Annotated in this window: 27 protein-coding genes; 17 read left to right on the forward strand and 10 right to left on the reverse strand. The window is 36.3% G+C overall.

What is annotated here, in order from left to right; all coding sequences use genetic code 11:
* Window positions 1-10: 10 nt before the first annotated feature.
* The 3 genes from QWY91_RS14080 to QWY91_RS14090 form a co-directional block, all read right to left on the reverse strand.
* On the reverse strand, window positions 11-2398 hold the full coding sequence (locus tag QWY91_RS14080; RefSeq protein ID WP_290236137.1) for an ABC transporter permease: 2388 nt from the start codon (window positions 2396-2398) through the stop codon (window positions 11-13).
* 88 nt (window positions 2399-2486) lie between these two features.
* The gene (locus QWY91_RS14085; protein ID WP_290236138.1) at window positions 2487-3176 is read right to left on the reverse strand and encodes an ABC transporter ATP-binding protein; all 690 of its coding nucleotides are present in this window, start codon (window positions 3174-3176) and stop codon (window positions 2487-2489) included.
* A gap of 42 nt (window positions 3177-3218) precedes the next feature.
* Window positions 3219-4472 (reverse strand): efflux RND transporter periplasmic adaptor subunit, encoded by a 1254-nt coding sequence (locus tag QWY91_RS14090; protein WP_290236139.1) that lies wholly within the window; start codon window positions 4470-4472, stop codon window positions 3219-3221.
* Window positions 4473-4696: 224 nt separating this feature from the next.
* Between QWY91_RS14090 and QWY91_RS14095 the strand changes: the two genes are divergently transcribed.
* The 3 genes from QWY91_RS14095 (at window position 4697) to QWY91_RS14105 (ending at window position 7778) form a co-directional block, all read left to right on the forward strand.
* Window positions 4697-6043, forward strand: a complete 1347-nt coding sequence (locus QWY91_RS14095) for a sigma-54-dependent transcriptional regulator (protein ID WP_290236140.1) — start codon at window positions 4697-4699, stop codon at window positions 6041-6043.
* Window positions 6033-7373 (forward strand): sensor histidine kinase, encoded by a 1341-nt coding sequence (locus tag QWY91_RS14100; protein WP_290236141.1) that lies wholly within the window; start codon window positions 6033-6035, stop codon window positions 7371-7373. The genes QWY91_RS14095 and QWY91_RS14100 overlap by 11 nt, the downstream gene beginning before the upstream one ends.
* A gap of 171 nt (window positions 7374-7544) precedes the next feature.
* Window positions 7545-7778 (forward strand): hypothetical protein, encoded by a 234-nt coding sequence (locus QWY91_RS14105; protein WP_290236142.1) that lies wholly within the window; start codon window positions 7545-7547, stop codon window positions 7776-7778.
* Here the strand turns inward: QWY91_RS14105 and QWY91_RS14110 are convergent.
* Entirely contained in the window at window positions 7775-8362 is a 588-nt protein-coding gene (locus QWY91_RS14110) for a riboflavin synthase (RefSeq protein WP_290236143.1), read from the reverse strand. The two genes, QWY91_RS14105 and QWY91_RS14110, sit on opposite strands and share 4 nt — an antisense overlap.
* A gap of 60 nt (window positions 8363-8422) precedes the next feature.
* Between QWY91_RS14110 and pdxA the strand changes: the two genes are divergently transcribed.
* The 11 genes from pdxA (at window position 8423) to QWY91_RS14165 (ending at window position 17208) form a co-directional block, all read left to right on the forward strand.
* Window positions 8423-9469 carry a 4-hydroxythreonine-4-phosphate dehydrogenase PdxA gene (gene pdxA / locus QWY91_RS14115; RefSeq protein ID WP_290236144.1) on the forward strand — a complete coding sequence of 349 codons (1047 nt, stop codon included), beginning with the start codon at window positions 8423-8425 and terminating at the stop codon, window positions 9467-9469.
* A 95-nt stretch (window positions 9470-9564) separates the two neighbouring features.
* The gene (locus tag QWY91_RS14120; RefSeq protein ID WP_290236145.1) at window positions 9565-10098 is read left to right on the forward strand and encodes a YceD family protein; all 534 of its coding nucleotides are present in this window, start codon (window positions 9565-9567) and stop codon (window positions 10096-10098) included.
* A gap of 13 nt (window positions 10099-10111) precedes the next feature.
* Entirely contained in the window at window positions 10112-10309 is a 198-nt protein-coding gene (gene rpmF, locus QWY91_RS14125) for a 50S ribosomal protein L32 (RefSeq protein ID WP_270062772.1), read from the forward strand.
* A gap of 177 nt (window positions 10310-10486) precedes the next feature.
* Window positions 10487-11482, forward strand: coding sequence for a beta-ketoacyl-ACP synthase III (locus QWY91_RS14130; RefSeq protein ID WP_290236146.1), 996 nt, complete (start codon window positions 10487-10489; stop codon window positions 11480-11482).
* A gap of 18 nt (window positions 11483-11500) precedes the next feature.
* Complete coding sequence (accB, locus tag QWY91_RS14135) at window positions 11501-12004, forward strand: acetyl-CoA carboxylase biotin carboxyl carrier protein (RefSeq protein WP_290236147.1); 504 nt, start codon at window positions 11501-11503, stop codon at window positions 12002-12004.
* 53 nt (window positions 12005-12057) lie between these two features.
* Window positions 12058-13404: an acetyl-CoA carboxylase biotin carboxylase subunit gene (accC, locus tag QWY91_RS14140; RefSeq protein WP_290236148.1), complete on the forward strand. Its 1347-nt coding sequence runs from the start codon at window positions 12058-12060 to the stop codon at window positions 13402-13404.
* Window positions 13405-13568: 164 nt separating this feature from the next.
* The gene (locus QWY91_RS14145) at window positions 13569-14684 is read left to right on the forward strand and encodes an NAD(P)/FAD-dependent oxidoreductase (RefSeq protein WP_290236149.1); all 1116 of its coding nucleotides are present in this window, start codon (window positions 13569-13571) and stop codon (window positions 14682-14684) included.
* Complete coding sequence (mtgA, locus tag QWY91_RS14150) at window positions 14681-15376, forward strand: monofunctional biosynthetic peptidoglycan transglycosylase (protein WP_290236150.1); 696 nt, start codon at window positions 14681-14683, stop codon at window positions 15374-15376. The genes QWY91_RS14145 and mtgA overlap by 4 nt, the downstream gene beginning before the upstream one ends.
* 35 nt (window positions 15377-15411) lie before the next feature.
* Window positions 15412-15834 (forward strand): transcription elongation factor, encoded by a 423-nt coding sequence (locus tag QWY91_RS14155; RefSeq protein WP_290236151.1) that lies wholly within the window; start codon window positions 15412-15414, stop codon window positions 15832-15834.
* 39 nt (window positions 15835-15873) lie between these two features.
* Complete coding sequence (locus QWY91_RS14160) at window positions 15874-16434, forward strand: outer membrane beta-barrel protein (protein WP_290236152.1); 561 nt, start codon at window positions 15874-15876, stop codon at window positions 16432-16434.
* A 108-nt stretch (window positions 16435-16542) separates the two neighbouring features.
* A complete protein-coding gene (locus tag QWY91_RS14165; RefSeq protein WP_290236153.1) occupies window positions 16543-17208 on the forward strand; it encodes a hypothetical protein in 666 nt (221 codons plus the stop codon).
* Window positions 17209-17316: 108 nt separating this feature from the next.
* On the opposite strand, the gene QWY91_RS14170 is transcribed toward QWY91_RS14165, so the two are convergent.
* From QWY91_RS14170 to QWY91_RS14195, 6 genes are all read right to left on the reverse strand, one after another.
* Window positions 17317-18309: an ABC transporter ATP-binding protein gene (locus QWY91_RS14170; protein WP_290236154.1), complete on the reverse strand. Its 993-nt coding sequence runs from the start codon at window positions 18307-18309 to the stop codon at window positions 17317-17319.
* A gap of 182 nt (window positions 18310-18491) precedes the next feature.
* A complete protein-coding gene (locus QWY91_RS14175) occupies window positions 18492-20651 on the reverse strand; it encodes a prolyl oligopeptidase family serine peptidase (RefSeq protein WP_290236155.1) in 2160 nt (719 codons plus the stop codon).
* 96 nt (window positions 20652-20747) lie between these two features.
* The gene (locus QWY91_RS14180; RefSeq protein WP_290236156.1) at window positions 20748-21737 is read right to left on the reverse strand and encodes an aspartate-semialdehyde dehydrogenase; all 990 of its coding nucleotides are present in this window, start codon (window positions 21735-21737) and stop codon (window positions 20748-20750) included.
* Window positions 21738-21977: 240 nt separating this feature from the next.
* Window positions 21978-22418 (reverse strand): large conductance mechanosensitive channel protein MscL, encoded by a 441-nt coding sequence (gene mscL / locus QWY91_RS14185; RefSeq protein WP_290236157.1) that lies wholly within the window; start codon window positions 22416-22418, stop codon window positions 21978-21980.
* A gap of 48 nt (window positions 22419-22466) precedes the next feature.
* Entirely contained in the window at window positions 22467-23573 is a 1107-nt protein-coding gene (gene alr / locus QWY91_RS14190) for an alanine racemase (protein WP_290236158.1), read from the reverse strand.
* Window positions 23566-24213 (reverse strand): thymidine kinase, encoded by a 648-nt coding sequence (locus QWY91_RS14195; RefSeq protein ID WP_290236159.1) that lies wholly within the window; start codon window positions 24211-24213, stop codon window positions 23566-23568. Before QWY91_RS14195 ends, alr begins: the two co-directional genes overlap by 8 nt.
* Before the next feature lie 103 nt (window positions 24214-24316).
* Here QWY91_RS14195 and QWY91_RS14200 point away from each other — a divergent pair, with 103 nt between their 5' ends.
* The 3 genes from QWY91_RS14200 to QWY91_RS14210 are packed head-to-tail and all read left to right on the forward strand — an operon-like array spanning window position 24317 to window position 26586.
* Entirely contained in the window at window positions 24317-25342 is a 1026-nt protein-coding gene (locus QWY91_RS14200; RefSeq protein WP_290236160.1) for a DUF8457 domain-containing protein, read from the forward strand.
* A 3-nt stretch (window positions 25343-25345) separates the two neighbouring features.
* A complete protein-coding gene (gene rsmI / locus QWY91_RS14205; protein WP_290236161.1) occupies window positions 25346-26017 on the forward strand; it encodes a 16S rRNA (cytidine(1402)-2'-O)-methyltransferase in 672 nt (223 codons plus the stop codon).
* Window positions 26017-26586, forward strand: a complete 570-nt coding sequence (locus tag QWY91_RS14210) for a uracil-DNA glycosylase family protein (RefSeq protein ID WP_290236162.1) — start codon at window positions 26017-26019, stop codon at window positions 26584-26586. Before rsmI ends, QWY91_RS14210 begins: the two co-directional genes overlap by 1 nt.
* The last annotated feature ends 15 nt before the right edge of the window (window positions 26587-26601 follow it).

The following is a 26601-nucleotide window of genomic DNA, read 5'->3' on the forward strand; positions in this document are numbered from 1 at the left end:
GATTGATGACTTACTCGGTTCTTAATGATTTTACAGGATTGGCAATTGCAGCTTTTATGGCTTGGAAGCTTACGGTGAGCATGGCTATACCAATAGCAAGTATTCCTGCTACGGCAAAAATCCACACCGGTATATCGATTCTATAAGCAAAATCCTGTAACCAGTTTTGCATGCCGTACCAGGCTATTGGTACTGCTATTAAGAATGCAATTCCTACGAGTTTTATAAATTCTTTAGAAAGTAAATTGACAATGCCCGGTACACTTGCCCCTACAATTTTGCGAATTCCAATCTCACGACGGCGCTGTTTTGTACTATACGAAGCCAGACCCAAAAGCCCCAGACATGATATAAAAATCGCCAAAACCGCAAAGTTTAGAAAGAGATTGCTAAAACGCTGTTCTGCACGATATTGTCTGTCAAAAAACTCATCTAAAAAGTAATACTCAAAATGGGTATTTGGCATAAAACGTTTCCACGATTTTTCAACGTAAGCTAAGGTCTCTGATACATTAGATGGTGAAATTTTTAGCGTTAATAATCTGGATTGCTTAGTATCATAAACAAAGCTTAAAGGCTCTATTTGATTTTGTAGCGAAGCTGAATGAAAATTAGCCACAACCCCTACAATATGACCTTTTTTACCCCATTGATCAAAAGATGCACCTAGCGCCTTTTCTGCACTGGAGTAACCCAATAAATCCACTACCTTTTCATTTACAATTAGCGCTTGAGTACTGTCACTGGCAAATTCTCTTGAGAAATTTCTCCCTGCAATAAGGTTTATATCCAGTTGATCAAGATAGGTGTCGTCAATGACGTACCGGTCTACTGTAAGGGTTTGATCCTGCCCCTGACTATTCTGCATAATTGATAATGCAGAGCTATTTTCCCCGCCGCCGCCGGGAACAGTTGATCCTTTTCCTATTGAGATGATATTGGGATTAGTCTTTAAATAATCGGCCAGCAATTGTTGTTTAGCATTGTTATCTGTGTCTAAAACCAGTAAGCGATCTTTAGCAAAACCAAGATTCTGACTTTGCATGAAATGCATTTGATTGTAAATAATCAAGGTGCCTATTATCAAAATAATTGAAACCGAAAACTGGCTTACCACAAGGGCTTTTCTCAAAAACCCACCGCTTCGGGTAGTTGAAAATTTGCCTTTAAGAACGCTTACTGGTCTAAATGAGGAAAGGACGAGTGCGGGATACGTACCTGCCGCTAAACCAATTGCCAGTGCAATCCCAAAAAATAGTCCTACATAACTCCAGTTTGAAAATATGCCAAGGGCTACTGCTTGTCCTGCGAGTGTATTAAAATAAGGCAAAGCCAGCGTAGCAAGTGCAATCCCCAGTATAAATGCCAATATAGTGATGATAAGAGACTCACCCACAAACTGCAACATCAATTGCTTTTTTTGCGCCCCTATGACTTTTCGGATACCTACTTCCTTAGCGCGCTCTACAGATCTAGCTGTAGTCAAGTTGATGAAATTAATGCCTGCAATAAGCAATATAAATAGTGCTACAACACCAAAGATGTAAACGTTGTTTATGTTAGGGATTCCGCTTCCAATGCGAGTAGAATAGAGATAGATGTCTGCAATAGGCTCCATATCCTGCTTGATAAATAAATTTGAAGCTTTCATCTTTTCACCATCTACTTCTTCCAGATACGCATTGATTTTTGAAACTAGTTTTGTTGGGTTTGCCTGTTCTGATAGAAGCATATAGCCTCTGGGCTCGTAGTTCGCCCAGGATTCATCAAGGCTAGGATCTATGATTTTGGTAAAGGTTGACAACGATAGTAAGTAATCTGCCTGAATCTGAGTGTTTTTTGGAAGGTCTTCCATGACTCCTGTTATCTGAGCCGTATACTCGCCATTCATTATCTTGAGACTTTTACCTAAAGGATTTTCTGAACCAAAGTATTTTTGAGCTCCTGTCTGGCTCAATACCAAACTTAAGGGTGCCCGAAGCGCCTCATCAGGATTTCCTTTTAAAAGCTTTAAATCAAAAATCTTAAAAAAAGTAGAGTCAGCAGCCAGTGCGCGCTTTTCTACAAAATTCTCAGCCCCTTTCTGGATACTCAGATCCATATCATCAATTCGAGTAGAATAGATGATCTCTGGGAACTGCGGTGTTATTTTTCCAAGAACGCTCCAGTCTACTACAGGTATTTGATACGAATCTGAAGGTGTTTTTAAATCGCTTACCAGCATATAAATACGTTCCTTTTTTGGAAACATCGTATCATAGCTCAGTTCAAATCCTACGTATAAAAGGATTAAAAAAGCTGCAGCCATTCCTACCGCCAGGCCACCTATGTTTAAAAAAGAAAACCCACGGTGTCTCCACAAATTCCTAAAAGCGATTTTAAAATAATTTTTAAGCATATCAGATAAATTGAAGAGAATGATGAAATCCCAATTTTGTTGTTTTTTGATTCCGTTTTAAGCCGATTGATGAATGACCCATTGACGATTAATGTTTGTACTCTGCTAATACATTTTCGGTAACTTTTTGTCCGTCTAACATTCTTATAATACGATGACTGTATTTTGCGTCGTGTTCGCTGTGCGTTACCATGATGATGGTGGTTCCCGCTTCGTTAAGCTCTGTAAGCAAATCCATTACTTCATTACCATTACTACTATCCAGGTTTCCGGTAGGCTCATCGGCAAGAATTAATTTTGGATTATTCACTACAGCACGAGCTACTGCTACACGCTGTTGTTGCCCTCCCGATAGTTGCTGCGGGAAATGCTTTCTACGATGCATAATCTGCATTTTCTCTAATACTTGGTGTACGCGTTCTTTACGCTCTGCCGGTTTAACGCCGGTATAAATAAGCGGAAGTTCTACATTTTCGAACACGCTAAGCTCGTCGATAAGATTGAAACTCTGGAAAACAAATCCGATATTATGCTTTCTAAGATTAGCACGTTTACGCTCATTGAATCCCGCAACTTCGATTCCGTTGAAGATGTAGCTTCCGCCATCGGGATCATCTAAAAGCCCTAAAATATTAAGTAAGGTCGATTTTCCGCAACCCGATGGACCCATTACCGAAACGAATTCACCTTCTCTTACTTCAAAAGAAAGTTTATTAATAGCGATGGTCTGTACTTCGTCTGTGCGATAAAACTTTTCGAGATCTGTAATTTTTATCATGATGAATGTATTTGTTCTGAATCTTATTTTTATAATATTACTTTAATCTTTCAATACCAGTTCCTGAATATCTTCATAATTACTATAGCTTGAAGTAATTACTTTATCTCCTGGTTCTAAACCTGAAAGTACTTCGTAATATTCGGTATTTTGGCTTCCCAACTGGATAGCGGTTTTGTAGGCAGTAGTCCCATCTTCGCTAACTTTAAAAATCCAATTTCCGCCGGTTTCCTGAAAAAATCCGCCCTTCGGAATTAAAACGGCTTCTTTTTCCTGACTTAATGCTACTCGAATTTGCAGGCTTTGCCCACGTCTTATTTTCTCTGGAGCATTTTCAAGAAAACTCATATCTACCTGGAATCGTCCATTAGCTACCTGCGTGTAAACCTTTTTAATTTCGAGTGTATATTCTTTACCATCAAAATTAAAAGTTCCTTGTTGCCCAGCGTAGATTCTGGAGATATAATGTTCATCAACATCAACCCTTACCTTGTAACCACTTATCACATCGATTTGTCCCAAGCGCTCTCCTTTAGATTTGGATTGGCCAATTTCAGCATCTAAAGAAGTAAGTTGTCCGTCTACTGGGGCTTTTACTACTAAGTCTTCTACCTTTTTACGCATTAGCTCTAGAGCCATTCTCGTTTTTTCGTAGGATTCACGTACCTGTATATTTTCTTGTTTTGAAGATATCGAATCTTGTTGGAGTACCCTTTCGGTTAGGGCTAAGCGATCCTTCTGGTAATTGTAATTATTTCTGGTTTCTAAATATTCTTGTTCTGCTATTACGCCTTTTTCAAAAAGCTTTTTATTCAATTTATATTTTCTTTCCGCTTCTCTTAAACTACTTTTTACTTCGGTTAACTGATTTAATTTATTGATCGTATTCTCACGAGAAGCATTTTGAGTCCGCTGTATTTGAGTCAAAAGGTCGTAAACAGTCGTTTCCTGATTAACTAAACTCAATTCTAAATCGGTATTCGATAATTTAAGAATGGGATCTCCTTTTTTCATCATGGCGCCATCCTCCACAAATTTTTCTTCCACTCGTCCTCCTTCAATTGCATCCAGATAGATAGTAGTGATAGGCATTACAACACCATTTACAGGAATATTTTCCTGAAAAATATCCTGAGCAACAGCGCTAATACTAATACGTTCTTTTTCAACATTTAGTTTAGAGCTGCCACTAGAGGAAAGCAGTACAAATACAATTAGGCTTACTAAAAGTATTCCACCAATAAACATGGCAATTCTTTGTGGAGTAAATCGTTTTTTTGGTATTGGTATATCCATTTAAAATGAAATTCTAAAGATTATGATGCTAATTTTTCTATTAGGTTGTCATAATGATGCCAAAATCATAAATCTCTAGTAATTAGTAATATATAATTTTGTATTCAACAAAAAGTGTTCGGTTTTAAGACACTGTATGTTCGAAAATAATACAACTATAGCGTAGGCTAAATTTCCGAAGACATTTTTATTTATAGGTAACAGAAAGTTGTAATATTGTAAGTATGCGACTGAAGAATGCCAACATACTTGTTATAGATGACGATCTAGATGTATTAACTGCATTACGGATCATGTTAAAATCGCTAACCAATAAGGTAATTACCGAAAAGAATCCAAATAATATCATTTCGATCTTAGAAAAGGAGAAATTCGATGTTGTGATTTTGGATATGAATTTTAACGGGGTGGTCAATACAGGCAACGAAGGCATTTTTTGGCTGAATAAAATAAAGCAGGTCGATCCTAAAATTGATGTCATATTAATTACTGCTTATGCTGATATTGATTTGGCAATCCGATCCTTAAAAAAGGGAGCTTCAGATTTTATAGTAAAGCCCTGGAAGAATGAGAAAATGATCGAAGCTTTAAAAAAGATCATTGAAAAAAAGTCTGTAAAACCGCAAATATCAAAGCTTAGTGCTGCCGGAAATAGTATTGTTGGAGAAAGTGAAGAAATGCAGCAGGTTTTTGAAAAGTTGAAAAAAGTAGCACCAACCGATGCCAATATTCTTATTCTGGGAGAAAACGGAACCGGGAAAGATCTGGTCGCAAGAGCCCTTCATGATCAATCTTTGCGTAAAAATAAGCCTTTTGTAAAAGTAGATGTTGGAGCATTAACAGAAAGTTTGTTTGAAAGCGAACTTTTTGGTTATAAAAAGGGCGCCTTTACCGATGCTCGTGAAGATCGAAAAGGTCGTTTTGAAGCTGCCAACGGTGGGACACTTTTTTTAGATGAGATTGGAAACATTAGTCTGCAACAACAGGCCAGATTACTTAGTGTTCTTCAAAATCGAACAATTACTCCCTTAGGCGCTAATCAAAGTATTCCAATCGATATTCGATTAATTTGTGCTACAAATTTAGAATTAAGTGACCTTGCCGATGAGAATACCTTCAGAAAAGATTTAATCTACAGGATTAATACGGTCGATCTAATAGTGCCTCCACTACGTGATCGCGGCACCGACATTACCTTACTTTCTCGGTATTTTGCTGATATGTATGCTGAAAAATACTTTAAAGAGCCATTTTCTTTTGAAAAAGATTTTTTCAGTAAATTAAAATCACATTCATTTCCGGGGAATGTTAGGGAACTTCAATATGTGTTGGAAAGAGCGGTAATTATGGCTGAGGCTGATGTGCTTGCTGCTGAAGATTTGGTGTTTTCAGTATTAGAAAAATCGACAGTTCAAAATATCGAGCTAAAAGAGACCAATCTGGAAACTGTAGAAAAGCAAACTATTTTGAAGGTGATAGAAAAGAACAAAGGGAACATTTCTAAATCTGCTAAAGAATTGGGAATTACTCGCGCTGCATTATACCGTAGACTCCATAAATATGATTTATAAAAAATTCAGTTTGGGTCTTTTATTAAGGCTTTTACTATTGCTTACAGCATTATGTGCTGTGGCATTTGGGATAAGCCTGGGTCTATTACTTTTGCTGGCAGCTGGATTTTTTTCAGCAATACTTATTTTCTTTAATCTTTATAAATATATAAGCCGACGTTTTAGCGCAACAGACGATTTTTTTGAATCGGTTAAATACAACGATTTCTCAAGGCGATTTGTAAGCAAAAACGCGCCAGAGGATTTTCAAAAACTTCACGTAGGGTTTAATCTAATTAGTGATAAGATACGTGAGATTAATTCGAACAAGGAATCCCAGTATCTTTATCTTCAAAAGATATTAGAAATGGTTGATGTAGGGATTATTTCTTATAACCAAAAAACCGGTGATGTTCTTTGGGCTAATGAAGCCATCAAAAAAACGCTGAGTATCCCATCTTTTAAGAATATGAAGTTTCTGAAAAGCCGAAAACCGGAATTGTTCGAAACCGTTTTTGAGATGAGCCATCTTACCGGAAACTCTATTAGTATCAATGTAAACGGTGAAAAACTAAAAGTTCTTGTTTCTGAAACTGTTTTTTACGAAAATGATCATTCTTTTAAGATCATATTGTTACAGAATATCGACGAAACGTTGAACCAAAATGAATCTGAAGCATGGAAAAAGCTTTTGAGTGTAATGACACACGAAATTATGAATTCCATAGCGCCAATAGCTTCACTAGCCGATACATTGCAATATCAGGTAACCGAAAACCTTAAGAATCCTAAAGAAAATGGTTTAGATATTGAAGATTTAAGCGAAGCGATTGGTAGTATAAAGAAACGCAGTGAGGGCTTAATGAAATTCGCTAAAACTTATCGTAGTCTTAGCAAAGTGACTCATATTAATCGTGAAACGATTTTTGTTAAGGATTTATTTTCTGCCATAGAACGTTTGATGAAACCTTCACTGAAATCTCAAGGGATAAAATTACTTTTTGATCTTCCTAGTACACAATTACATATTAAAGCAGATAGCTATCTGATAGAACAAGTTTTAATTAACTTAATTGTAAATTCACGCGATGCGCTTCAGGGAATTGAAGGAGGAGAGGTATTGGTAACCGCAAATTCAACCTCAGAAGGTTCGCTTATAAAAGTGAGCGATAATGGGAATGGCATTCCGCAGGAAATTCAGGAAACCATTTTCGTACCTTTTTTCACCACTAAAAAGAACGGCAGCGGAATAGGTTTGAGCTTATGCAAACAAATTATGATGTTACATAAGGGTAAAATTCAAATTTATAGCGAAAAGACGAAAGGAACTTCAATCATTCTTATATTTTAAAACACCTTCTTACTTACCTCAACAGAAAACGAAATAGTAGAATTTGGACGACTAAACTCGTGCATTCGACGAAAAAAGCCGTCAGAACCGTTTTTAATTAATAATTTTGTATTCGAATGTTAGAACCTTTTGTACACGTTTTACGTTAATATCATTGAATAGATATTGTTTATGTATGGGATTATTATGAAAAGAGTATTTGCGATATTAACATTATTTCTCATAAGTTTAAATTCTCCTGTTTTTGCAAACGGTGGTGACGACCCTCCCACACCATCTAAACAATCTGGAGGTCCGGTACCACCAGGGTTTAGCGTTCCAATAGATCAAGAAATTCCATTTGCAGTTTTAGCGGGATTTGTAATAGGCGGAGCTTATATTTACAAGCAAAGAGAGAGGATCTAAGATAATTCCGAAATCCTTTTAACATACTTGCCAATTACATCGAATTCTAGGTTGATGAGTGAACCTTCTTTAAAATATTCAAAAGTTGTATTTTCATAAGTGTAGGGAATAATAGCTACAGAAAATGAGTTTTTTTCAGAATTCACTACTGTTAAACTCACGCCATTTACAGTAATTGAACCTTTTTCGATAGTGATATTGTTTAATTCTGGATCGTATTTAAAAGTAAATTGCCAGCTTCCATCGATTTCCTTAATTTCAGTGCATGTTGCTGTCTGATCTACATGACCCTGAACAATATGTCCGTCTAAACGATCACCAAGCTTCATTCCTCTCTCTAAATTCACAAAATCCCCTTCAGCTAAAGATTTAAGATTCGTCTTATTTAATGTTTCTTGGATAGCAGTTACAGTATAGCTATGTTCTTTTATGGAAACGACCGTAAGGCAAACTCCGTTATGAGCAACACTTTGATCGATCTTTAATTCAGGAGTCATTGCAGCTTCAATTTCAAGATGAAGATTTGACCCTTCTTTTGTCAGATTCTTTATTTTTCCTACCTCTTCTATTATACCAGTAAACATGTATTCTATAATATTGGTTACATTTGTTATGTAAAAGTAAAATATATATTTGAAGGAAGTATGAAACATCCTAAAAAGATAAAACTAGGAATTAGTATAGGTGATCTGAATGGTATTGGAAGTGAGATTGTACTTAAAACATTCGATGATTCAAGAATGTTGGAATTTTGTACTCCCGTCATATTTGCCTCTACCAAGATTATTTCATTTTTAAAGAAAAAGTATAAACTCGGAATTAACTTTCAGGGTATAGATCATGCTGAAGAAGCTATCGATGGTAAAATTAACATCGTAAATGTGTGGAAGGAAAGTGTGACTATAAATTTTGGTGAAGAAGATTTGAAAGTTGGAGAATATGCGTTTAAATCTTTGGAAGCTGCTACCGAAGCTTTGAAGTCAGATAAAATTGACGCCCTTGTAACTGCGCCGATTAATAAACACACTATTCAATCAGAGAAATTTAATTTTCCTGGGCATACCGATTACCTTGCAAAAGAATTACAGGGAGAAAGTCTTATGCTAATGATTACTGACGACCTTAAAGTTGGTCTACTTACCGATCATGTTGCGTTAAAGGATATTGCTGAGGTAATTACTCCGGAATTAATTAAAAAGAAAATTAAGATTATTCAGCAAACCTTAAAGCAGGATTTTAGAATTCAGAAGCCAAAAATAGCGGTTCTGGGTATAAATCCGCATAGCGGTGATAATGGTGTTATTGGGAAGGAAGATGAAGAAGTTTTAAAACCTACGCTTAACGAATTTCGTGAAAAAGGGGAGTTGGTTTACGGACCATTTTCAGCTGATAGCTTCTTTGGTTCTAAAAACTATAAAAATTTCGATGCTGTTATAGCTTCTTATCATGATCAAGGATTGATACCTTTTAAAACACTTTCTTTTGGTCGTGGTGTGAATTTTACTGCAGGATTAAGTAAAATAAGAACATCACCAGATCACGGTACAGCCTTCGAAATAGCAGGAACAAATTCAGCCAATATTAGCTCTTTTAAAGAAGCTGTTTTTAAGGCAATTGAGATATCTAGCTGCAGAAAAGAGTATTTGGAACTAATCGAAAATCCATTAAAAAGACAGAGTAAAAAGATATAAACAAAAAATTGTTTATAAAAAGCTTTTAGTTTATTTTATTTTTTATCTTTGCAGCCGCCTTTGTAAAAGGGCGAAAACTCAAAACTGAGGATGATATGAGGAAAATGAAAGCCTATACAATCCCTTATGTGGGGTTAAAGCTTGGGAAGCACCAGTTTGAGTATGAGATTGACAATGAGTTCTTTGAGCATTTTGAGTACGAAGAGTTTAACAGTGCCGATGTAAAAGTCGACTTGTTATTCGACAAGAAATCCACGATGATGGAGCTTACTTTTGAAGCTTCAGGCACAGTGAATATAAATTGTGATGTGACTAACGAGCCTTACGATCAGCCAATAGACAGTAGTTTATTTCTGGTTATAAAATTTGGTGATGAGTTTAATGATGACAATGAAGATTTATTGATTTTGCCGCATGGTGAGTTTGAAGTTAACGTACAGCAATACATTTATGAACTTATTGTTCTTGCAGTTCCTGCAAAGAAGATTCATCCTGGGGTAGAAGACGGGAGTTTAGAATCTGAAGTGTTGGATAAACTGGAGGAGCTAAGCATAGGCAAAAAAGAAAAGAAAGATGGGGACGATATTGATCCCCGATGGGATAAATTAAAAAATTTACTAAACGATTAAATAATAGTAAGCCATGGCACATCCAAAGAGAAAGATATCTAAAACCAGAAGGGACAAGAGAAGAACTCATTACAAAGCGACTGCACCAAAGATCGCTACAGATCCTACAACTGGTGAGGCACATTTATATCACAGAGCTCACTGGCACGAAGGTAAGTTATACTACCGCGGTCAGGTGTTAATTGATAACACAGAAGAAGTAGAAGCTTAATCTTGATTAGGGCTTCAAAAATATATAGAAACTCTCACAACGTGGGAGTTTTTTGTTTTTAGTTGATTAAGTCCCAAAAAGACCTTAATTTACACCCCTGTTTACAGAAATTTTAGTACATTTCTCTAATTGTTTGTACAGTAATGAGCTGCAAACAAGGTGTATAAATTCAATTCTATGAATAAAATCACAGCAGCCATAACAGCTGTAGGTGGCTATGTGCCAGAAGATGTGTTGACCAACAAAATGTTGGAGGAGATGGTAGAAACCAATGATGAATGGATTACTACCAGAACTGGAATTAAGGAAAGAAGAATTTTAAAAGATCCCAATAAAGGAACTTCATACTTAGGGATACAGGCAGCGAAGGATCTTATCAATAAATCCGGTGTAGATCCAGAAGAAATTGATATGGTAATTCTTGCAACTGCCACTCCAGATATGCCGGTGGCGGCTACGGGAGTTCACGTAGCTTCAGAAATTGGAGCTGTTAATGCGTTTGCTTATGATTTACAGGCAGCATGTTCAGGTTTTCTATATGGAATGTCTACAGGTGCTGCATATATAGAATCGGGACGCTACAAAAAAGTATTGGTGGTAGGAGCAGATAAAATGTCTTCTATTATTGATTATACAGATAGAACAACCTGCATAATTTTTGGTGATGGTGCTGGCGCTGTTTTGCTAGAACCTAATGAAGATGGTTTTGGACTCCAGGATGAAATTTTAAGATGTGATTCTATTGGTAGAAATTCACTTAGAATAGAAGCTGGTGGTTCACTTTTACCAGCCTCTGAAGAAACTATTGCTAAAAAGCTACATTACGTAAAACAAGACGGAAAAACGGTATTTAAATATGCTGTTTCCAATATGTCTGGTGTTAGCGCTCAAATAATGGAGCGTAATAATTTAACTAATGAAGATGTTGATTGGTTAGTGGCGCATCAGGCTAATAAAAGGATAATTGGCGCTACAGCAAGTAGAATGGGCGTTGTAGACGAAAAGGTACTCATGAATATCGAAAGATATGGGAATACAACTTCTGCTACATTACCGTTATTACTTAGTGATTACGAAAAGAAATTTAAAAAAGGAGACAATCTAATATTTGCATCATTTGGAGGTGGTTTCACATGGGGAGCTACGTATCTAAAATGGGCTTATAATTCTTAAAAAAACACCCTTGTTATTATGGATTTAAAAGAAATTCAGAATTTAATAAAGTTTGTTGCCAAGTCTGGTGCCAGTGAAGTTAAGCTGGAGACCGGTGATGTAAAGATCACGATTAGAACAGGCTCAGACGAGAAAGAAACTACCGTTGTACAACAAGTGCCAGTGGGTGGCCAGGTACAACCACAAATGCCGGTACAACAACAAGCACCTGCGCCTGCGGCACCGCAAGAAAGTGCAGCGCCAAAAGAGGAAGCAAAACCTGCTGAAGATGATAATGCAAATTATATTACTGTAAAATCTCCTATCATAGGAACTTTTTATCGTAAGCCTTCACCAGATAAGCCTGTATTTGCAGAAGTTGGCAATACAATCAAAGAAGGAGATGTGCTTTGTGTGATCGAAGCAATGAAGCTCTTTAACGAAATTGAAAGCGAAGTTTCTGGTAAGATTGTGAAAGTACTGGTAGACGATTCTTCTCCGGTAGAATTCGATCAGCCATTATTTTTAGTAGATCCTTCTTAATTCTTACCAATTTTATGCAGTGCCTAATCGTGCTGTAAAGAAAAACCACAGGTATGTTTAAAAAAATATTAATTGCCAATAGGGGAGAAATCGCGATGCGTATTATCCGTACTTGTAAAGAGATGGGTATTAAAACGGTTGCTGTATACTCTACTGCCGATGCAGAAAGTCTTCACGTAAGGTTTGCAGATGAAGCGGTTTGTATAGGGCCTCCTCAAAGTAATTTGTCATATTTAAAGATTTCTAATATCATTTCAGCAGCCGAGATAACTAATGCTGATGCTATTCACCCGGGATATGGATTTCTTTCAGAGAATGCTAAATTTTCTAAGATTTGCGAAGAACACGATATTAAATTTATTGGTGCTTCTGCAGATATGATTAGCAAAATGGGAGATAAAGCAACTGCTAAAGCAACAATGAAAGCAGCAGGAGTTCCTTGTGTTCCTGGTTCAGAAGGGATTTTAGAAGATTTCGCTGAATGTCAAAAATTAGCTAAGGAAATTGGATTCCCTGTCATGTTAAAAGCTACCGCCGGTGGAGGAGGTAAGGGAATGCGTGCCGTTTGGAAAGAAGAAAATCTTCAGGCAGCATGGGATTCTGCTCGTCAGGAAGCTGGAGCATCTTTTGGAAACGATGGGATGTATATGGAGAAGCTTATCGAAGAGCCTCGCCATATCGAAATTCAGGTGATTGGTGATCAAACCGGTAAAGCTTGCCATCTTTCAGAGAGAGATTGTTCTGTACAACGCCGTCACCAAAAATTAACTGAAGAAACACCTTCTCCGTTTATGACGCCAAAATTGCGTAAGCAAATGGGAGAAGCAGCAGTAAAAGCAGCAGAATATATTAAATATGAAGGTGCTGGGACTGTAGAATTTTTGGTTGATAAACATCGTAAATTCTACTTTATGGAAATGAATACTCGTATCCAGGTAGAACACCCTATTACCGAGCAGGTAATTGATTACGATTTGATTAGAGAACAAATATTAGTAGCTGCCGGAATTCCGATTTCTGGTAAAAACTACGAACCACAACTACATTCTATAGAATGTCGTATTAATGCCGAAGACCCTTATAATAACTTTAGACCATCACCGGGGAAGATTGAAACTCTTCACACACCGGGTGGTCACGGGATTCGTATAGATACTCATGTATATAGTGGTTATATTATACCTCCGCATTACGATTCAATGATTGCAAAGTTAATCACGACCGCTCAAACGCGTGAGGAAGCCATCAATAAAATGAAACGTGCTTTAGATGAATTTGTGATCGAAGGTATTAAAACAACGATTCCTTTCCATCGTCAACTGATGGATGATCCAAGATATGTTGCTGGTGATTATACAACAGCATTTATGGACGATTTTAAAATGAATCCGGCAGAATAAGCTTTATTCATATAATAATATTTAAAAGCCTCGATTTTTTCGGGGCTTTTTTTTATGAGTTTTGTTTCACTTCTTCTTATTCTCTTCGGAAAAACGAGTGTCTTTTCCGTAATTCCTATTGAATCTCTAAAACTTTATGTAATTTCATTGCATAATTGCTAAAGATGAATTTTTCTTATTGGGAACAAAACAGCTGGTTCACAGATGTAGACTTTGTAATTGTAGGGAGTGGCATCACAGGTCTTAATTGTGCACTTCAGCTGCAAAAAGATTATCCTGGAGCCACTATTCTTATTTTAGAAAAAGGATTGTTGCCCGAAGGTGCAAGTACCAAAAATGCTGGTTTTGCATGTTTTGGGAGCCTTTCTGAAATTCTGGAAGATCTAAAAACATTACCAGATAAGGAAGTGATTGATCTTATTCAAAAACGAGTAGATGGCTTAAAATTACTTCGGAAGAATTTGGGCGATGAAGCTATCGGATTCAAAAATCATGGGGGTTATGAAGTGTTTCTGGAAAAAGATAAAATGCTTCAGGAAAAATGCTTAGCTGAAATGTCCAAGATTAATCAAATGCTGCAGCAGGTTTTTGAGGAAGACTGTTTTTGTCTTAAAGAAAATAAATTCGGTTTCCAAAATACTACTGAAAAATTAATCTTCTCTCCTTTCGAATCTCAGATTGATACCGGCAAAATGATGTCTCAATTATTACGAAAAGTTTATAAAAAAGGTATTCGAATTTTAAATAATATTGCCGTCCAAAATATGGAAGACTGTGGCGATAAAGTATTGGTAAAAACGTCCAATTTCGAAGTGAAGTGTAGAAAGTTATTTATTGCAACAAACGGCTTTGCTTCAAAGTTTGGAATCACTTCTGTAAAACCGGCTAGAGCACAGGTTTTGGTAACTAAACCAATAGAAAACCTTCAGATTAAAGGAACATTTCATCTGGATAGAGGGTTTTATTATTTCAGAAATATTAATAATAGAATTCTTTTGGGTGGCGGAAGAAATTTAGATGAAAAAGGTGAAGAAACTACCCAATTTGGACAAACAGATCTTATTCAGCAAAAATTAGAAGAACTTTTGAAAACAACCATTTTGCCTAATCATAAAATTGAGATCGATCAGCGTTGGAGCGGAATTATGGGAATAGGCGAACATAAAAAACCTGAAATTGGTCAATTATCGGTTAATGTTTTTTACGGTGTGAAGTTAGGCGGAATGGGGATTGCGATAGGAAGTTTGGTTGGTAAAGAATTAGCAAAAATTAGCGGATGATAAAAAAAGTACTACGATTTATAGCAAAGCTTATAGGCTGGTTTTTCTTGATTTCTTTTCTCTTAGTATTGATTTTTAAATGGGTTCCGCTGCCATTTACGCCATTAATGGCCATACGATATTTTGAATATCCGGAAGAAGAAATTAAGCACGAGTGGGTGCCCATAGAAGAAATTTCTAAAAATCTGCAATTGGCAGTAATTTGTAGTGAAGATCAAAATTTTGAAAATCATAGTGGATTCGATTTTAAAGCGATTCAAAAAGCAATAGAAAATAACCGAAAAGGAAAAAGAGTGCGCGGGGCAAGTACCATATCTCAGCAAACGGCTAAGAATGCATTTTTATGGCAGGGTAGAAATTATGTTCGTAAAGGCTTTGAGGCTTATTTCACGTTTTTGATAGAGCTTTTGTGGAGCAAAGAACGTATCCTCGAAATTTACCTGAATAGTATTGAAATGGGCAAAGGAGTTTACGGAGCACAGGCAGCAGCGCAATCTTGGTTTAAAAAAGATGCGGTAAATTTAAGTGCAACTGAAGCTGCCGCCATTGCGGCTATTTTGCCAAATCCGCGTGAATATAGAGCCAACCCTGCAAGTAATTATATAAGCCGAAGAAAAAGCTGGATTACTCAGCAAATGAAGTTCTACGGCGCTTTAGATTTAGATAAACCGAAAGAAATTAAAGATAAATAATATTGAATTTGACGACAAAACAGCATTTGTATAGTATGTGTGACGAATATGTTGAATCTCGCATTCAGCGTATTTTAAAATCCTTAAAAGATCTTGAAGAGGATATGGAAAATGAAGGGAAAAATAGCGCCGGCGATAAATATGAAACTGGTAGAGAAATGATGAGTGAAGAATGGAATAAATTATCCAATCAGCTAAAAGAATTTAAGCAGCAAAAAGATACACTAAAATTGGCCAAAAGCAGGCAGGATGCTCAACATGTGCAATTGGGTAGCCTGGTAAAAACTTCAGCATCTAATTATTTTGTTAGTATTCCTGCGGGTAAATTAGAGTTAGATAATGAAATTTACTACGCAGTTGGTGCTAATTCTCCCGTAGCCCGTTTACTTATGGGAAAATTAGAAGGAGAGGAATTCGAATTTAACAATATCAGAAATAATATTTTAACTGTGAATTGAAAAAAATAATACATTAGCTAATAATTTTAATCCTTGAAAATGAAAACTTTATGCGCTTTTGTATTATTTTTTGTTAGCTTTTATTCTTTTTCTCAGATAAACTTTGGAGTAAAAGCCGGACTGAATTTCTCTACCACGAAGTTTGAAGAGAACATTCATGATTTTAAATTTACGGAAGAAAATGGAACTGGTTTTCATGTTGGATCTTTTGTAGATTTAGCATTAAATACCCATTTTCATGCCCAGACAGAAGTCTTATATTCTCGTGAAGGCGTTAAAGATCAATTTGTAGATTATATAAATATTCCTTTAATAGGCAAGTGGTATCCAATTCCAACAGTTTACATAGGTATTGGCCCACAATTGTCCATTCTTGCTAATACTGAAAGTTATAAAGATAATTTTGAAAATATTTTATTTGGAGCCTTGTTCGAAGCGGGTGTAGAGATAAATCATTTTGTATTTGACGTTCGCTACATTCTTGGTATTTCAAATTCTGTAGAAATGCCGATAGGCGTTGGCTCTGAAGACAATCTTAATAATATTACTGCTAAGGCAAAATCAAATAACTTTCAGCTAAGTGTGGCCTATAAATTTTAAGGCTATAGAGTTTCGATTTATAGTGGAAACCTAATCTTAATACAATGTTGTCGAAGGATATCTTTTTATCTCGAAGTTGTCAACATACTAAAAATCAAGCAAGAAACTATGTCAATGACATTAATAAATTTTGTTCAGAAAAGTAAACTTCCGACTAAAACTGAACTTGAAGATAAAATTAAGGAGATAGGTTATGATTTTAAATTCTTAAATGACTTTGAAAAATTTGATGATTTCAACCAAATTGACTCGATAGATTGTGTACTAAACGGAAATCAAACCTTTGTTGAAATTTATTTTAATCCAGCAACAGAAATTATTTCTGATTTTCCGAACCTAAAGAAAGATTTGTCGGACAAAGATTTTGGAATTTCATTTACGAGTGGTTCTGATGAATTAGTAAGTGCTTGCATAAGTATAATTTCAGTCGGACTTATTGACTTGAGTGAATCGGTCGTGTTGTATGCAGACGAAGAAAAACTTTATTCTCGAAAAATGTTAATTCAAGACATATCAAACTCTTTAGAATATAACACAGAAGAAACAAATCGCATTATAAAGAAACATATCGCAGAAAATTTAAAATGTAAACAAACGTGGAAAAAAGAAAAAAGAAATAAAAAATTAACCGATATCGTACTTTGGAGTTTGCTAATTATTGGAATGGTTTTAATGAACAAAAAGATCATTTCTTGGCATATCCCTTGTTTCCTATTGATTTTAGTGCTAATTAAAAGTATAATTGAAAATAATAAAGAAAGAAAATATAGATAAAAATAAAAAGCCAGTTGGCAAAAATGCAAAAGGCCAATCGCGGCAAAATTCTTAATCCATATTCGCTGTTTTTAGCTATATTTCTTTTAAGTGGATAAGTCTGACTAATCAGCCGCGACTGTCCATATTAGAAAACGTTCTTTTTTGTATCAAAAGCTTTGAAATCTGAAAGTAAATAGGAGCACCTGATGGAATAGCAGCACTATGTTCAGCAAAAACAATGTTACCGTTAAGATCTGCTTCAATTAAATAATTACTGCCTTTAAAATAGGATTCAATAACCGTTGCTTTAATTGCCGATTTTCGGCTCACTTTTATTTCTTCAGGGTAAAGAATGATCTTTTTTTCTGAAGTTTCATTTTGTACAATGTCTTTTAGCATCACTTCGTTAACGTCGCCAAACAAAGAAGCGACATACGTATTTGGTGGACGGTTATATAATTCTTCGGGACTTGCTTTTGCATAGATTTTATGATCTTTTAAAACCATCGTAGTATCAGCAAAAGAAAGTGCATCAGTGATATCGTGCGTCGCGATAATACAGGTAATATTCTGCTCTTTTAAGTATTTAAAAACTTTTCTCCGTAAATTATTTTTTCTGAAATGATCAATATGACTAAAAGGCTCATCGAGTAAAACCAGTTCTGGTTCTTTGGCAAGAGCGCGAGCAAGCGCCACGCGTTGTTGTTGGCCACCGCTAAGAAGTTTGGTCTTTTTATCGGCCATATCTTCCATTTCAACCACCTCCAATAATTCCTGAATTCGCTTTTTCTTTTTTACCGGATACATGTTGCTTAGATATTTTCCTACATTATCGGCAACACTTAGCGGAAGCATCAAATCGAAATCCTGCGCCAAATATTTGATAAAATCTTCTCCTGGAACAAGGTTGAATCTTGGGCCTAACAATTCTTCTTCTCCCCAAAAAATCTTACCATCGGTATGTAAAAGTCCGTAGATAAGCTGAAGTAAGGTGCTTTTACCGCAGCCACTTTCACCAATTATCGAAATGTTTTCTCCGCGTTTTGCGTTGAAATTAATATGGTCCAATACCTGTTCTCCATTCTCGTAGGTAAAAGATACATTTTTAAGCTTCAGCATAAATAAGGCTTCATTTTAGGGAATTTGAAGATACCTAAATTTAAATCTTCCAAAAACAAAAAACCGCCTGATTTTAAAATTCATTTAAAATCAAGCGGTAGAATTCTTTCAGAAAAAAATATGTCAGTATTTAAGAATATCGATATTTCAGCTTGTAAGAATGCATTCAGATATCCAATACCTTAATCTTTTAATTCTTTGTTTTTACTCGGAAGCTTCTCAAATCCCATATTATATAAAGTAAAACCAAAAATATCAGCATATTCTTCAATAATCATACTGGTTGGTTTTCCTGCACCGTGACCGGCTTTGGTTTCAATTCTAATAAGAACGGGTTCATTACCAGACTGTTTTTCTTGTAATTCTGCAGCAAATTTAAATGAATGCGCAGGAACAACACGATCATCATGATCGCCCGTAGTCACTAAAGTTGCCGGATATTCTGTTCCTTCCTTTACATTATGAACGGGAGAATAATTGTAGATATAATCGAACATTTCTTTACTATCCTCAGATGTTCCATAATCGTAAGCCCATCCTGCTCCTGCAGTAAACGTATGGTATCGTAACATATCCATCACGCCAACAGCAGGCAATGCTACCTTCATAAGATCTGGTCTTTGCGTCATTGTAGCACCAACCAATAAACCACCGTTAGAACCTCCTCTAATGGCTAAATAATCTTTAGATGTGTATTTGTTTTCAATTAAATATTCTGCAGCAGCGATAAAATCGTCAAATACGTTTTGCTTTTGCATTTTGGTACCGGCATCATGCCATTCACGACCATATTCTCCGCCACCGCGAAGATTTGGTACAGCATAAACGCCGCCTTGCTCTAACCAAACTGCATTTGCAGTGCTAAATGAGGGGGTTAAACTAATATTGAATCCGCCGTAACCGTAAAGTATCGTTGGATTTTTACCATTAAGATCAATGCCTTTTTTAGCAGTAATTATCATTGGTATTTTAGTGCCGTCTTTCGATTTGTAAAAAACTTGTCTGCTTTCGTAATCTTCGGGATTGAATTTGATATTTGGCTTGTTGTAAACTTCTGAAGTTCCCTCTTCAATATCATATTTGTAAATCGTGCCTGGGGTTACATAGTTCGTAAAAGAATAATAAAGAGTTTTGTCCTCTTTTTTAGCACCAAAACCACCGGCAGAACCTAATCCCGGTAATTCTACTTCGCGAACAAGATTTCCGTCGTAATCATATTGTTTTACTTTAGATACGGCATCGACCATATATTCAGTAAAAAAGTATCCGCCCCCAGTAGATGGACTAAGTACATTTTCGGTTTCAGCAATAAAATCTTTCCAATTTTCTGGCTCTGGATTTGCTGCATCAACAGTTACTATTCGTTGGTTTGGTGCATCAAGATTAGTTACAATATAAAGTTTGCTGCCTTCGTTTTCTATCACATACGTATCAGTATCTTCGTTGCCGATAATCGTTTTTAATTCAGGATTGCTTTTGGTAAGATCCATCATAAAAAGTTTCCCTCCAGATGTCGAATTTCGAGCTGAGATAAACAAATATCGATTGTCTTCACTAACACTACCGCCAACGTATCGATGTTTTTGGTCAGCGTTGCCACCAAAGATCATTTTATCTTCTGTTTGCGGCGTACCAATTTTGTGGTAAAATAAACGGTGCTGATCGGTCTTTGCAGAAAGTTCGCTTCCTTCAGGCTTTTCGTAGCTGGAATAATAAAAACCTTCATTTCCTTTCCACGAAATTCCGCTAAACTTAATATCTTTCAAGGTATCTTCAGCAATCTCTTTCGTTTCAGCATCCAGCACAATTACTTTTCGCCAATCGCTACCGCCTTCAGAAATACTATAAGCTGCCATTTTTCCATTTTCAGAAAAACTTAATCCGCTTAAAGAAGTTGTGCCATCTTCACTAAACTTATTAGGATCTAAAAAGACCTCTGGCTTTTCCTCATCGTTTTTACGACGATAAAGCACATATTGATTTTGCAATCCATCATTTTTAGAGAAATAAGTATAATCACCTTCCTGGTAGGGAGCGCCTATTTTCTCATAATTCCATATTTCAGAAAGGCGTTTTTTTAAGTCTTCTTTAAATGGTATCTTATCTAAATATCCAAAGGTAACTTCGTTCTGAGCCCTCACCCATTCTTCTGTCTCTTTGCTACGATCGTCTTCTAACCAACGGTATGGATCTTTTACTTTTGTACCAAAATAATCGGTTACGGTATCTACTTTTTTAGTTTCAGGATAATTCAACGCAGTTTTTTCTTTTTTGGTTTTTTCAGAATCTTTACAGGAAGCAAGTGCTGCCAATGTAAAAACTCCAATCATTATTTTTTTCATACGTGTGAGATTTTATGGAGAGCTTAAATTTATAAATAAAAAACGAGGTTGCTGAAAAACAACAACCTCGCAAATATGAAGAGATAGAAAATTAACTTAAACCAGCTTGTTTTCCATCAAATATTCAGCAATTTGTACTGCATTGGTAGCAGCTCCTTTACGAAGGTTATCTGCAACAACCCAAAGATTTAGAGAATTTGGCTGTGAAAAATCACGACGAATTCTTCCTACAAAGACATCATTTTTACCTTCCGCATAAATTGGCATTGGGTAGGTGTTGGTATCTGGATTATCCTGTACGGTTACCCCAGGAAAATCATTTAGAAGTCTGCGAACATCAGCTTCGGTAAAATCAGTTTCGAATTCAAGATTTACAGATTCACTATGGCCTCCCACAACCGGAATACGAATGGCGGTAGCGGTTACTGAAACTGAATCATCACCTAAAATCTTTTTGGTTTCGTTAGTAAGCTTCATTTCTTCTTTGGTGTATCCATTATCCTGAAATACATCGCAGTGTGGTAAAGCATTACGGTGAATAGGGTAAGGATATGCCATCTCACCTTCTTTACCTGCGTATTCGTTTTCTAATTGTTGTACTGCTTTAACGCCAGTACCTGTAATCGACTGATATGTTGAAATCACTGCACGTTTGATTTTATATTTATCATGCAATGGTTTTAAAGCCATTAATAACTGAATGGTTGAACAGTTAGGATTGGCAATAATTTTATCTTCTTTTGTTAATTCTGAAGCATTTATTTCTGGAATCACCAACTTCTTTGAAGGATCCATTCTCCATGCTGAAGAATTATCGATAACAGTCGTACCGTTTTCAGCAAATTTTGGTGCCCATTCTAAAGAAGTATCGCCTCCTGCCGAGAAAATAGCGATCTCTGGTTTAGCAGCAACAGCATCAGCAAGACTAATAATCGAGTATTCTTTATCTTTATAGCTTACTTTTTTTCCAACAGATTTTTCTGAAGCCACCGGTAATAATTCGGTGATTGGAAAATCTCTTTCAGCTAGTACTTTTAACATAACCTGCCCTACCATTCCGGTAGCGCCAACAACTGCTACTTTCATTATTTATCAATTTTATCTGCCTTCGCAGATGGTTTTAGTAATTAATTAAGATGTTATTACAAATGTATCATAGCTGTTGGGATCTATCGATCTATTACGATAATTTTTTAAGGTTAAATGAAGTTTTTAAACGTATTTGTAGTTTTTGTTAAAAAAAAGACCCCTCTTAAATAGAGGGGTTTGATTATACATATTGCTACTTAAAATGTGCAGTATAGCGGTGCACTTATTGTTGAAATACTACTGAGGAGTAGTACCGTTTTGTTTTTTCAATTCGTCCCTAATTTGGGCTAAAAGCTCTTCCTGTGAAGGCCCTTTTGGAGCAGCAACAGGTTTTGGATCTTCTTTTATCTTTGTTTTTTCGTAAGCTCTTAAAAACAAAAATATGAAAATTGCAACGATTAGAAAATTTATAATCGCCTGGATAAGATTACCATAAGTGAGTACTGCAGCTTTAGCTTCTCTTGCAGCATCCAAATTAGCGTAGGTTTGCCCGTCTAGAGCAATAAACTTTCTTGTAAAATCTCTACCTCCCGTAAGTACGCCAATAATTGGGGTAATTACATCTTTAACAACAGAATCTACAATGGTTTTAAAAGCAGCACCAATTACAACGGCTGTAGCCAATGCAACGATATCCCCCTTCATTATAAATTTCTTAAAATCGGAATACAAACTCATTATTATAGTTTTAGGTATTACGATATTACAGAAAAAATAAATAAGAATTTATTCTATTATGTGTCTTTTAACTCTCTGGGAGATAGCGGTTACGAGCTCGTAAGAAATAGTGCCAGCTTTATTCGCAAATTTTTCAGCGCTTCTTTCTTTTCCGAAGAAAATTGCTTCATCGCCTTCTTTGCAATTGATATCAGTTACATCGACCATCAGCATATCCATACATACATTACCAATAATTGGCGCTTCTTTACCATTAATTAAAACTGAAGTTTTCTCTTTGCCATAGATCCTGCTAATGCCGTCGGCATGGCCAAGCGGTAAGGTTGCCGTTGTGGTATCTCTTTTGGCAATGTAACCACGATTGTACCCAACGCTTTCCCCTTCTTTAATACGATGAATTTGAGAAATAATTGTTTTGAGTGTAGCAACAGGTTTTAGATTAGAATCATGCTTGGTAGAATTACCGTAGCCATAAAGACCTATGCCACTTCTAACCATATCGAAGCTAGCTTCAGGGTAATTTAGAATTCCGGAAGTATTGCAGAGATGTCGTATAATTTTGTGATCAAAAGCTGCAATTATTTTTTCTGAAGTGGCTATAAAATTTACAATCTGAGATTTTGTAAAATCTCTTAAAGCCATATCCTCGCTTGCCGCAAGGTGAGAATACATACCTACCAGTTTTATGGCTGAAGTATTTTGGAAAACTGAAATAACTTCATCTATATCCGCGGGATCAAAACCAAGACGATTTAAACCTGTATTTATATTTATATGGACAGCATAATCTTCAAGATTAAGCTTTTCTGCTGTAACAATAAATTCTTTTAGAATATGTAAACTATATAAACTGGGCGTAAGACAATGATCAATTAATGTTTTGAAACTATGCGTTTGCGGGTGAAGCACCAATACCGGCTTTGTGATTCCACCAACTCTAATGGTTTCTCCTTCTTTGGTATAAGCTACCGCAAAATGATCGACACCAATTTTTTCCAATCTCTTCGCAATAGCAACCGAATCGCTTCCGTAGGCAAAAGCTTTTACCACACCAAGCATTTTTATACCTGGCGTAATTTTAGATCTTAAATATTGGTAATTATGTTCTAAAGAATTTAGATCGATTTCAAGAATAGTCTCCTGAGCTTTAGGCATTTTTTTCTTTTAAATTGGGCTTAACTTCTTCCGCTTCCTTCACTTCAAGTTTTCTAATTTTTTCATTCTTCATTGCTCGGTAATACGCAGCTCTACTTAACGGCTCATATTCTTCGGTTTCACCAAGAAAAACTAAATCATCACTAACCGCTTTTCTAAAACTATATTGTGCAAGATTTCCGGTGCGGGTGCAAACAGCGTGGACTTTAGTTACATATTCTGCAGTGGCCATAAGGTTAGGCATTGGGCCAAATGGATTTCCTTTAAAATCCATATCTAGACCTGCTACCACCACGCGAATTCCGCGGTTCGCAAGATCGTTACAAACCGTTACAATCTCATCATCAAAAAACTGAGCTTCATCGATTCCTACAACTTCGCAACCATCTGCAAGTAACCTTATGTTAGAAGCAGATGGAACAGGTGTAGATCTAATTTCGTTAGCATCATGAGAGACAACCATTTCCTCGTCGTATCGAGTATCGATCGCCGGTTTAAAGATTTCTACTTTTTGTTTTGCAAATTGGGCTCGCTTAAGGCGACGGATTAGTTCCTCGGTCTTTCCGGAGAACATACTACCGCAAATAACCTCTATCCAGCCAAATTGCTCTTCGTGATTTACTGTATTTTCGAGAAACATTTTGTAATTTTCAGATCGAAATGGGAAACAACCTCTTTATCTATAAAGGTGGAACAAATTTATTAAAAATCCAACCCTGTAAGTAGGGCTAATCACTAAAGTTATGAAGAAGAAAATAGAAGCTGAATTGAAAAAGCTGGCACAAAACATACTTGATGGAGATGCAGAAAAGCATGTGGATCAGCTGAAGCAGGAGGCTAAAGTTCTTTATGAAAAACTTACAATATTACAATTTACATTTTCGAATTTAGAGGAGGATCAACCTAAAGAGCAGCAGGCTCCTGTAGCAACAGTAAGTTATGCCGATGATACTTCTGCTCCCTCAAAACCGCAAGCTTCAAGAACGCAATCACAAACTACAAATAGAGAAGGCAACTACTATGTGCCAGACGGGACAGAGTTTAATGATAGCGATGCTATAACCGAACCTGCTACGGAAAAAATTAAAGATATCGTTGCCCAGATGCCACCAGAAACCGAAGGTTTGGATCGCTTAATGCAGGCAATTAACGAAGACTGGTCTAATATAAAACCTGAATTAGAGGAGCATCCAGATCCCAATTGGCCAACATCTGAAAAGACCACAGAACCAGAAGTTAAACCTGAGGAACCAGAAACTCCAATAGCACCAGAAATTCCTGAAGAGCATTTTGCTGAACCACCAGTATTTGAACCAAAGGAAGAAGAGAAAAGTGCTAAGCCAGAACCTGAAGAAACTCCAAAACCTAAGCAAGAAGAGCCGAAATTATTTGATGAGGTTGAACCTGAAAAACCAGAAGAATCTGACGCCGGTGATTTTAGACAAATAGGAGTAGATTATGATAATCTTCCAGATTTTGAGCCGCTGAATAATAAACAAGGATCAAATCGTCCAAAATCGATAAACGATCGCTTAAAAAGCGGAATTAGTATTGGTCTTAATGATCGGTTGGCCTATATCAAACATCTTTTTAATGGTGATGCTGCAGATTATAACCGAGTGTTATCCCAGTTAAATACATTTAGCGATTTTACCGAAGCTTATAAATTTATTCAGATGGTGGTAAAGCCAGACTATAATAATTGGGAAGGAAAAGAACAGTACGAAGATCGATTTGTACAGGTAATAGCAAACAAATTTCAACAGTAATTTATGGGAAAACTTTTTTTGGTTCCCACTCCAATAGGAAATCTTGAAGACATTACTTTTAGAGCCATCAGGGTTTTAAAAGAAGTAGATTTAATTCTTGCAGAGGATACCCGAAATAGTGGTAAGCTTTTAAAGCATTTTGATATTTCTACACCCATGCATAGTCACCATATGCATAATGAGCATAAGACAGTAGAAAACTTAGTAGCAAGATTGCAAGCCGGCGAAACTTTTGCTTTAATAAGCGATGCGGGAACACCGGCAATTTCAGACCCCGGGTTTTTATTAACTCGTGCTTGTGTTGAAGCAGGGATAGAAGTCGATTGTCTTCCCGGGGCTACAGCTTTTGTGCCAGCATTGGTTAATAGTGGTTTGCCTAATGATAAGTTTATATTCGAAGGGTTTTTACCAGTCAAAAAAGGGCGGCAAACGCGATTAAAGATTTTGGCAGAAGAAACTAGAACCATGATTTTCTACGAATCTCCGCACAAATTAATTAAAACACTCAATCATTTTTCTGAATATTTTGGTGCCGATCGGCAGGTTTCTGTTTCCAGAGAAATTACAAAACTTCACGAAGAAACTATAAGAGGTACTGCGGAAGAGGTTTTGAAACATTATACTCAAAAACCACCAAAAGGGGAAATCGTAATCATTGTAGCCGGCAAAAAATAATGCAGGATTTATTAAATGAAATACGCAGCTGTACGGTTTGTAAAGAGCATTTGCCTTTAGGACCTCGCCCAATTATTGAAGCGGTCGAGGGATCTAAAATCATATTAATTAGTCAGGCGCCAGGAAGAGTCGTTCATCAGTCGGGTGTTGCATGGAACGACCAAAGTGGTAAAAAGCTAAGAGATTGGTTGGGAGTAGATGAAAAAACCTTTTACAATCCGTCCAATTTTGCCGTTTTACCTATGGGTTTTTGCTATCCCGGAAAAGGCAAAACAGGAGATTTGCCACCAAGAAAAGAATGTGCTCCACTTTGGCATCATCAGGTATTTGAAAAGTTGGAAAATGTAAAGCTGAAAATTCTAATAGGTTCTTATGCGAGCAAATACTACTTACCCAAGTCGAAGCATAAAAATCTAACGCAAAAAGTAGCTAATTTCGAAGAGTTTATGCCAGAGTATTTACCTTTGCCGCACCCTTCGCCAGTCAATCGATTTTGGCGAATGAAGAATCCATGGTTCGAAGAAAGTATGATTCCCGAAGTTCAAAAAATAGTTCAGGAGATTTTATAAAAAAAAGTGCTATTC

The sequence above is a fragment of the Zunongwangia endophytica genome (assembly GCF_030409505.1).
Lineage (GTDB): Bacteria > Bacteroidota > Bacteroidia > Flavobacteriales > Flavobacteriaceae > Zunongwangia > Zunongwangia endophytica.

Coding starts and splice junctions, on each gene's coding strand:
- mtgA (WP_290236150.1), top strand. CDS start 14,681: ATGATAAAAAAAGTACTACGATTTATAGCAAAGCTTATAGGCTGGTTT.
- accC (WP_290236148.1), top strand. CDS start 12,058: ATGTTTAAAAAAATATTAATTGCCAATAGGGGAGAAATCGCGATGCGT.
- QWY91_RS14110 (WP_290236143.1), bottom strand. CDS start 8,362: ATGTTTACTGGTATAATAGAAGAGGTAGGAAAAATAAAGAATCTGACA.
- rsmI (WP_290236161.1), top strand. CDS start 25,346: ATGGGAAAACTTTTTTTGGTTCCCACTCCAATAGGAAATCTTGAAGAC.
- QWY91_RS14160 (WP_290236152.1), top strand. CDS start 15,874: ATGAAAACTTTATGCGCTTTTGTATTATTTTTTGTTAGCTTTTATTCT.
- QWY91_RS14085 (WP_290236138.1), bottom strand. CDS start 3,176: ATGATAAAAATTACAGATCTCGAAAAGTTTTATCGCACAGACGAAGTA.
- QWY91_RS14175 (WP_290236155.1), bottom strand. CDS start 20,651: ATGAAAAAAATAATGATTGGAGTTTTTACATTGGCAGCACTTGCTTCC.
- accB (WP_290236147.1), top strand. CDS start 11,501: ATGGATTTAAAAGAAATTCAGAATTTAATAAAGTTTGTTGCCAAGTCT.
- QWY91_RS14100 (WP_290236141.1), top strand. CDS start 6,033: ATGATTTATAAAAAATTCAGTTTGGGTCTTTTATTAAGGCTTTTACTA.
- QWY91_RS14080 (WP_290236137.1), bottom strand. CDS start 2,398: ATGCTTAAAAATTATTTTAAAATCGCTTTTAGGAATTTGTGGAGACAC.
- QWY91_RS14210 (WP_290236162.1), top strand. CDS start 26,017: ATGCAGGATTTATTAAATGAAATACGCAGCTGTACGGTTTGTAAAGAG.
- rpmF (WP_270062772.1), top strand. CDS start 10,112: ATGGCACATCCAAAGAGAAAGATATCTAAAACCAGAAGGGACAAGAGA.
- QWY91_RS14165 (WP_290236153.1), top strand. CDS start 16,543: ATGTCAATGACATTAATAAATTTTGTTCAGAAAAGTAAACTTCCGACT.
- QWY91_RS14170 (WP_290236154.1), bottom strand. CDS start 18,309: ATGCTGAAGCTTAAAAATGTATCTTTTACCTACGAGAATGGAGAACAG.
- QWY91_RS14145 (WP_290236149.1), top strand. CDS start 13,569: ATGAATTTTTCTTATTGGGAACAAAACAGCTGGTTCACAGATGTAGAC.
- pdxA (WP_290236144.1), top strand. CDS start 8,423: ATGAAACATCCTAAAAAGATAAAACTAGGAATTAGTATAGGTGATCTG.
- alr (WP_290236158.1), bottom strand. CDS start 23,573: ATGCCTAAAGCTCAGGAGACTATTCTTGAAATCGATCTAAATTCTTTA.
- QWY91_RS14180 (WP_290236156.1), bottom strand. CDS start 21,737: ATGAAAGTAGCAGTTGTTGGCGCTACCGGAATGGTAGGGCAGGTTATG.
- QWY91_RS14195 (WP_290236159.1), bottom strand. CDS start 24,213: ATGTTTCTCGAAAATACAGTAAATCACGAAGAGCAATTTGGCTGGATA.
- QWY91_RS14105 (WP_290236142.1), top strand. CDS start 7,545: ATGTATGGGATTATTATGAAAAGAGTATTTGCGATATTAACATTATTT.
- QWY91_RS14130 (WP_290236146.1), top strand. CDS start 10,487: ATGAATAAAATCACAGCAGCCATAACAGCTGTAGGTGGCTATGTGCCA.
- mscL (WP_290236157.1), bottom strand. CDS start 22,418: ATGAGTTTGTATTCCGATTTTAAGAAATTTATAATGAAGGGGGATATC.
- QWY91_RS14120 (WP_290236145.1), top strand. CDS start 9,565: ATGAGGAAAATGAAAGCCTATACAATCCCTTATGTGGGGTTAAAGCTT.
- QWY91_RS14155 (WP_290236151.1), top strand. CDS start 15,412: ATGTGTGACGAATATGTTGAATCTCGCATTCAGCGTATTTTAAAATCC.
- QWY91_RS14200 (WP_290236160.1), top strand. CDS start 24,317: ATGAAGAAGAAAATAGAAGCTGAATTGAAAAAGCTGGCACAAAACATA.
- QWY91_RS14095 (WP_290236140.1), top strand. CDS start 4,697: ATGCGACTGAAGAATGCCAACATACTTGTTATAGATGACGATCTAGAT.
- QWY91_RS14090 (WP_290236139.1), bottom strand. CDS start 4,472: ATGGATATACCAATACCAAAAAAACGATTTACTCCACAAAGAATTGCC.